The organism is Lysobacter sp. Root494, from assembly GCF_001427225.1.
Classification (GTDB): Bacteria; Pseudomonadota; Gammaproteobacteria; order Xanthomonadales; family Xanthomonadaceae; genus Agrilutibacter.
In genome coordinates this window covers 1-1354 of record NZ_LMFH01000003.1, presented here as the reverse complement: position 1 = coordinate 1354, position 1354 = coordinate 1, and the positions used below count along the sequence as shown (strand labels likewise).

The window sequence follows — 1354 nt, the reverse complement described above, 5'->3', positions numbered from 1 at the left end:
CGAACCCGCTTCGCGGCTTCGTCTTGAACTCCTCGCAAACTGTTGCCGCCTCGCACACCGGTTCTTCCCGCAGCGGGTCGGCTTAACTCAGGCGTTAGGCCGCATGGAAAGAGTTCGTGTTGTCATGGTTGATGCCTTACCGCTGCCAGGTACGGACGCGTTTGCGGAGTACGGTGGCGCAACCATCAACATCTACACTACTGAGGAGTCGGAGGACGGCGCGCTGGCCATTGCCGCTCGGGAGGTAGCTCGGGCCGGATGGCAAATCCAATCAGTCGAGGACAATTACCTTCTCGCGCGCGAGGATCTGGTGGACTCTCCCGATGGCCTGCAGTACTTCGAGCAGACACTGATCGACGGTATTGTGCTCGTCGTCTACACATACCCGGCAACGGCCGAAGATCGCGATGCTCTTCATTAGCGGGCTGCGGCCTAACAATTCATTCAAGCCGAAGCCGCTTCGCGGCTCGGCTTAATTCTGGCGTTATGCGGTGCTGCTCCCAGCATTGCCGTAGTTGTTCCTTCCGCTAAATTGCCGCGCTCTTTATGGTCGGCTCCGGTGAGCTTCCCCACCTTCGTCCACCTCAGCTTGGTTCACCGCTTCGCCGCTCGCAGTCTTGCTGCACGGCGCTCCCATTGCAGGCGGCTTCGGCAATTCCACGCCTCACGGATTCCGGGTAATGCGCCGGGCGCGAGCGGCTGGTAGTGTTTCGGCTTGGAGCGGTTGGCGCCGGTGGGGTTCTTCGGCATCTCGGGCAGTCACCGCATAACAATTCGTTCAAGCCGAAGCTGCTTCGCAGCTCGGCTTAACTCAGGCGTTAGACACCACTGGAGGCTTCAATGAGGTTCGTTCTCGCGCTGCTGGTAGCCGTCCTCGTCGGGTGCGTTTCCACCGAGATGAAGAGTTATGTGGGTCAAGACATTCGCGAGGTGATGCTTGTCAGTGGTCAACCAATCGCCGCAATGGATATGGGCAACGGTGTCCGAGCATTTCAGTTCATGTGGGGCGGCTCATCCAAGACTGCCGTAACTACGAGTTCCAATAGCCAAGTTGATTCAACCGGTTGGCTTGGCCGTACGGCTATCACTTCCAATGGCAGCGCAATGATCAGCAATGGCTGCGTGATTTCATACCTGACGGAGTGGAATGAAAGCAGGCAGGGATGGGTTGTCACCGGATATCGCTACCCAAAGCAGTTGGTTTGCTAAACGGGGTGGTGTCTAACAATTCATTCAAGCCGAAACCGCTTCGCGGTTCGGCTTAATTCAGGCGTTAGGTGCCATGGGGAAGAAGCCGTTCATTCCGAGAGATAAGCCAAAGTCCTGGGTGATCTTTGTGCTATCGGCTCTCCTT

Annotated in this window: 2 protein-coding genes; both read left to right on the top strand. The window is 57.2% G+C overall.

The window, feature by feature from the left end; genetic code table 11:
• Nucleotides 1-421: hypothetical protein (locus tag ASD14_RS03230; RefSeq protein WP_235565302.1), on the top strand; the 421-nt coding region annotated here is incomplete at its 5' end.
• A 419-nt stretch (nt 422-840) separates the two neighbouring features.
• Nucleotides 841-1209, top strand: a complete 369-nt coding sequence (locus tag ASD14_RS03225; protein ID WP_056128979.1) for a hypothetical protein — start codon at nt 841-843, stop codon at nt 1207-1209.
• The last annotated feature ends 145 nt before the right edge of the window (nt 1210-1354 follow it).